This is a genomic window from Cellulomonas triticagri, from assembly GCF_003696205.1.
GTDB lineage: Bacteria > Actinomycetota > Actinomycetes > Actinomycetales > Cellulomonadaceae > Cellulomonas > Cellulomonas triticagri.
The window spans coordinates 1-5,128 of the sequence record NZ_RFFI01000179.1; the positions used below are offsets into that span (position 1 = coordinate 1).

Annotated in this window: 5 protein-coding genes; 3 read left to right on the forward strand and 2 right to left on the reverse strand. The window is 76.5% G+C overall.

The genetic code is table 11. From position 1 onward, the window contains the following. Both EBM89_RS19390 and EBM89_RS19395 read right to left on the reverse strand, forming a co-directional pair. Positions 1-384 (reverse strand): RNA-binding S4 domain-containing protein (locus EBM89_RS19390; protein ID WP_122151239.1); only part of this gene is annotated, 384 nt, incomplete at its 3' end. A gap of 7 nt (positions 385-391) precedes the next feature. Further along, positions 392-1,408 carry a ketopantoate reductase family protein gene (locus tag EBM89_RS19395; RefSeq protein ID WP_233571866.1) on the reverse strand — a complete coding sequence of 339 codons (1,017 nt, stop codon included), beginning with the start codon at positions 1,406-1,408 and terminating at the stop codon, positions 392-394. Positions 1,409-1,481: 73 nt separating this feature from the next. On the opposite strand from EBM89_RS19395, the gene EBM89_RS19400 reads away from it, so the two are divergent. The 3 genes from EBM89_RS19400 to EBM89_RS19410 all read left to right on the forward strand — a co-directional run. Then, a complete protein-coding gene (locus EBM89_RS19400) occupies positions 1,482-2,711 on the forward strand; it encodes an amidohydrolase (protein WP_122151238.1) in 1,230 nt (409 codons plus the stop codon). A gap of 225 nt (positions 2,712-2,936) precedes the next feature. Beyond that, a complete protein-coding gene (locus tag EBM89_RS19405; RefSeq protein WP_199732209.1) occupies positions 2,937-4,469 on the forward strand; it encodes a S1C family serine protease in 1,533 nt (510 codons plus the stop codon). Between the two features lie 111 nt (positions 4,470-4,580). Beyond that, a partial coding sequence (locus EBM89_RS19410; protein ID WP_147463634.1) for a LacI family DNA-binding transcriptional regulator occupies positions 4,581-5,128 on the forward strand: 548 nt, incomplete at its 3' end.

Below are 5,128 nucleotides of genomic sequence, written 5' to 3' on the forward strand. Positions count from 1 at the left end.
CCGGTCGCGCTGCGCCGCGACGGCCACCTGCTCGGGCGGCGGCGGCGCGGGCGTGCGGTCGAGGTACGCGGTGGCGGCGGGCGCGGCTCCGACGCGCCGCTCCAGCACGTGCGCCACCACCACGATCCGCTCCGGCCCGTCGCCGCGCACCCGCACCTCGTCGCCGACCTTCACGGTGGTCGCCGGCTTCGCGCGGTCCCCGTTGACCCGCACGTGCCCGGCGCGGCACGCCGCGGCAGCCAGTGCCCGGGTCTTGGTGAGCCGGACCGCCCACACCCACTTGTCCACCCGGGTCGACGCCGGCCCGGCGGGCAGCACCGGTCGGGCCGGGGCCGCCGGGACCGCGGGGGCCGCCGGGGCGTCGGGGGTGGGCTCGTCGGTCACGGGACGCTCAGGCGCTCGCGGCCGTCGTGGCCGTGGTCCGGATCTCGCCCGGGTCGACCTCGCCGGGCTGGTCGCCGCGGGCCGCCGCGCGCTCCGCGAGGCGCAGCAGCGCGGCGTTCAGCGGCGCGGGCACGCCGTGCAGGCGCCCGAGCAGCACGATCTCCCCGTTCAGGTACGCCGCCTCGATGGAGCCGGCCCCGCGGACCAGGCTCTGCCAGGACGAGCCGCCGCGCCGCGTCACGCCGGGCAGGTCGACCAGCGTGAAGTCGCCGCGCTCGCGCCGCTCCACCTCCGGGTCGGTCGGCGTGATCCCCGCGGCGGCCAGCACCGCACGGGCCTCGGCGACGGTGTCGGCCAGCAGCGCGCGGGCGTCGTCCGAGCGGATCGGCCCGCACAGCGCCTCGACGGCGTTGCCGAGGTTGCTCAGCAGCTTCGCGTACTTCCACGCGAGGACGTCCTCGACCACCGGCGCGCGGAACCCCGCCGCCGCCAGGTCCGCGCCGACCTCGGCGAGGTCCGCGTCCGGCGCCCCGGCCGGGACCGACCCGAGCGTGAGGATCCCGGGCACGGGGCTCCCGGCGGCCGACACCCGGCCCGGCTCCAGGAACGTCGCGGGCAGCCACACGCACATCCCGGCGACCCGGGCGAACCGGCGCAGCGCCGTGCGCTCGTTGTCCACGCCGTTCTGCGCGCACACCAGCAGCAGGTCCTCGCCCGCGGTGCGCCCGCCCGCGACGGGGCGACCGGCCCACGCCTCGGTGGTCGCCGCGGTGTCCTGCCCCTTGACGGCGAGGACGAGCACGTCGCCGGGGCGCAGGTCGACGTCCTCGGGGCCCGCCGCGGTCGACGCGTGCACGACCCGCGCGCCCGCCTCCGTCGTCAGGTGCAGCCCGTCGGAGCGCAGCGCCTCCAGGTGCGCGCCGCGCGCGACGAGCACCACCTCCCGGCCCGCCTCCGCGAGCAGCCCGCCGATGGTCCCGCCGACCGCGCCGGCGCCGATGATCACGTATCGCACGCAGGTCACGGTGCCACACCTCACGAGCGCGCGGCACCACGGGACGCCGGGGCGGGGCGGGCGCGGGTCGTACGGTGGTCCCATGACCTCCTCCCTCGTCGCCATCACCGGCGGCTACGTCGTCCCCGTCAGCACCGACCCGATCGAGGGCGGCACCGTCCTCATCCGCGACGGGCGCATCGAGGCCGTCGGCACCGCCGCCGAGGTCACCGTCCCCGCGGGCGCCACCGTCGTCGACGCCACCGGCCGCTGGGTGCTGCCCGGCTTCGTGGAGGCGCACGGCCACGTGGGCATCCACGAAGAGGGCGAGGGCGTCGCGGGCAACGACACCAACGAGATGACCGGCCCCAACATGGCGGCCGTCCGGGCGGTCGACGCCATCAACATCGACGACGAGGGCTTCCGGGACGCGCTGATCGGCGGCATCACGTCGGTCGTCGTCAAGCCCGGCTCCGGCAACCCGATCGGCGGCCGGTCCGTCGCGATCAAGTCGTGGGGCGGGCGCACCATCGACGAGCAGATCATCTCGGAGCAGGTATCCGTGAAGTCCGCGCTCGGCGAGAACCCCAAGCGCGTCTACGCCGAGAAGAAGCAGACGCCGTCCACCCGGCTCGGCACCGCGCTGATCATCCGGCAGGCGTTCACCGACGCCCAGCACTACCGGGCCGCGCGCGACGCCGCCGCCGCGAAGGGCGAGCCCTTTAAGACCGACCTCGGGCTGGAGACCCTGGCCCAGGTGCTCGACGGCGAGCTGTACTGGGACCAGCACACCCACCGGCACGACGACATCGCCACCGCGATCCGCCTGGCCGACGAGTTCGGGTACAAGCTCGTCATCAACCACGGCACCGAGGGGCACAAGCTCGCCGACGTCCTCGCCGAGCGCGACATCCCGGTGATCTTCGGCCCGATGTTCACCTCCCGGTCCAAGGTCGAGCTCCGCGACCGCGCCATCGCCAACCTCGCCGCGCTCGCCGCCGCGGGCGTCCGGGTCGCGATCACCACCGACCACCCGGTCGTGCCGATCAACTTCCTCGTGCACCAGGCCACGCTCGCGGTCAAGGACGGCCTGCCGCGCCAGACCGCCCTGGAGGCGCTGACCGTCAACCCGGCGGCGTTCCTCGGCCTGGACGCCCGGGTCGGTGCCCTGGAGCCCGGCCGCGACGGCGACGTCGTCATCTGGTCCGGTGACCCGCTGGACGTGCACGCCCGCGCCGAGCACGTCCTCATCGAGGGCCGCACCGTCTTCACCTGGGACACCGCCACGTCCACGGCCCACGTCGTCGAGCGCGCAGACCGCTTCACGCGCTGACCCCGCCGGCGGCCGGTGGTCGCCGCGCGAGGTCGGGGGAACGGCACGAGGTCGGCACATCCGTCGCGCCGACCTCGTCGTGGACCCCCGACCTCGCCGTGGGCTCGGGGCCCCACAGGCGGGTTCATGGGCGGCGTTCAGGAAGCGCTCAGCGGACGGTCGGGTGCGGGGCGTTGGCTGCTCGCAGTCGACGCCACCGTGGCGTCCCCGCCAGGAGGTGTCCCGATGGACCAGCAGCGCGAGCAGGACGAGCAGGACCCGCAGAGCCGGCAGGGCCACCGGGACCAGCCGGGCCAGTACGGCGACCACGGCCAGCCCGGCGACCACGGCCAGCCCGGCCGGTCCGGCCAGCAGGGTCAGCCCGGCCGGTGGAGCGAGCCGGACCAGCACAGCCAGCAGGACCCGGCGGGGCCGGCGGTCCAGTCGTCTGGTTCCCCGGCGCCGCAGCAGCCGGTCGTGGACCCGGCGTTCGCCGCGGCGTACCCGCAGCACCCGGGGTTCGGTCCGGCGCCGGCGTTCGCGGTGCCGGCGCCCACCCCGCGCAGCACCCGCCGCCGTCGCACGGCGGTCGCGCTGCTCGCGTCGGGCGCGCTGGCAGCCGGTCTCGTGCTGGGTGGCTCGGCGGTCGCGCTCGGGTGGCCGGAAGGGTCGGGCGCCGGGCTGACGTCGTCGCCGGAGGCCGGGAGCAGCACGTCCGAGGGATCGACCTCGGGGACGGCACCCGGCGGGACGCTCCCGGGCGGCGGGGGCCTGGGCTCGGGCTCGGGTGTCCCGGGTGGCTCGACCACGCTCCCGGGCACCGGCGCGGACTCCTCGACCGGCACGCTCGACACCACGACGGCCACCGCCGACCAGAGCGCGGGCGTCGTGCTCGTCAGCACGGTGCTGGGCTACCAGTCCGCGGAGGCGGCGGGCAGCGGTGTCGTGCTCACTTCGGACGGCATCGTGCTGACCAACAACCACGTCGTCGAGGGCGCCACCGAGATCACCGTGACCACCCCGTCCGGCGAGTCGTACACCGCCGAGGTGGTCGGGACCGACGCGTCGGCGGACGTCGCCGTGCTCCAGCTCCAGGACGCGTCGGGGCTGACGACCGCCACGCTGGACGACGACGGCGACCCGGCGGTGGGCGACGCGGTGACGGCGGTCGGCAACGCGGAGGGCGGCGGCGTGCTCATGGCCGCGAGCGGCACCGTGACCGCCCTGGACGAGTCGATCACCACGCAGGCCGAGGGCGTGTCGCAGGGCGAGAGCCTGTCGGGTCTGATCGAGGTGGACGCGGACGTGGTGTCCGGGGACTCGGGCGGTGCGCTGCTGGACGACGAGGGCGAGGTCGTCGGGATCACGACGGCGGCGTCCTCGGGGTCGGCGGACATCACCGGGTACGCGATCCCCGTCGGGGACGCCCTCGACGTGGCGACGCAGATCCTGTCCGGGCAGGACAGCGACTCGATCGTGCTGGGCTACCCGGCGTTCCTGGGCGTGCAGCTCGCGACGACCCCGGGCCGCGGCGCGGCCGGCACGACGGCGGGCGCGACGGTCGCGGGCGTCGTCGACGGCACCCCCGCCGCGGGCGCCGGCCTGGTCGCGGGTGACACGATCACGGCCGTCGACGGCGTGGCGGTCGCCGACGGCGACGCCCTGAGCGCCGCGCTCGCGGAGCACGATCCCGGCGACGAGGTCACCCTGACCTGGACGACCACCTCCGGCACCACGGCGCAGGCCGCGGTCACCCTCGTGGAGGGTCCCGCCGCCTGACGGCCACCCACGGCATGTCGCCCCGCGACCCGGCGTCCGCCCACCCCACCACCCGGGGTGGCACGCCGGGGTCGTGGGGCGAGTGCCGTCCAGGCCCTACGCTGACCCACCATGGCCGTCACCATGCAAGACGTCGCAGCGGCCGCCGGCGTGTCCGTGAAGACCGTGTCCCGGGTGGTCAACGACCAGCCGCACATCAGCCCGGACAAGCGGGAGCGGGTGCTGGCGGTCATCGCGGACCTCGGGTACCAGCTGAACCCGGCGGCGCGCACCCTGCGCACGGGCCGGTCCGGCGTGATCGGGCTGGGGCTGCCGGACCTGCGGGAGCCGTACTACGCCGAGCTCGCCCACGCGGTGCTGGAGCAGGCGGGGCGCCGGGGCCTGACCGTGCTGGTGGACCCGACGGGCGGGGATCGGGAGCGCGAGCTCGCCCTGCTGGGCGGCCGGGGCGGTGGCCTGGACGGCGTGCTGCTGTACGCGCTGGGCGTGGGGGCGGACGACGCGGCGGGGGCAGCCCTGCCCGCGGTGCTGCTGGGGGAGCGGGTCGGCGCGTCGGCGCCGGTCGACGTGGACCCGGCGGTCGCGGCGGCGGTGGCGCACCTGGTGGAGATCGGGCGGCGGCGCGTGGCGGTGCTGGGCGCGGACCCGCGGCCGGGCTC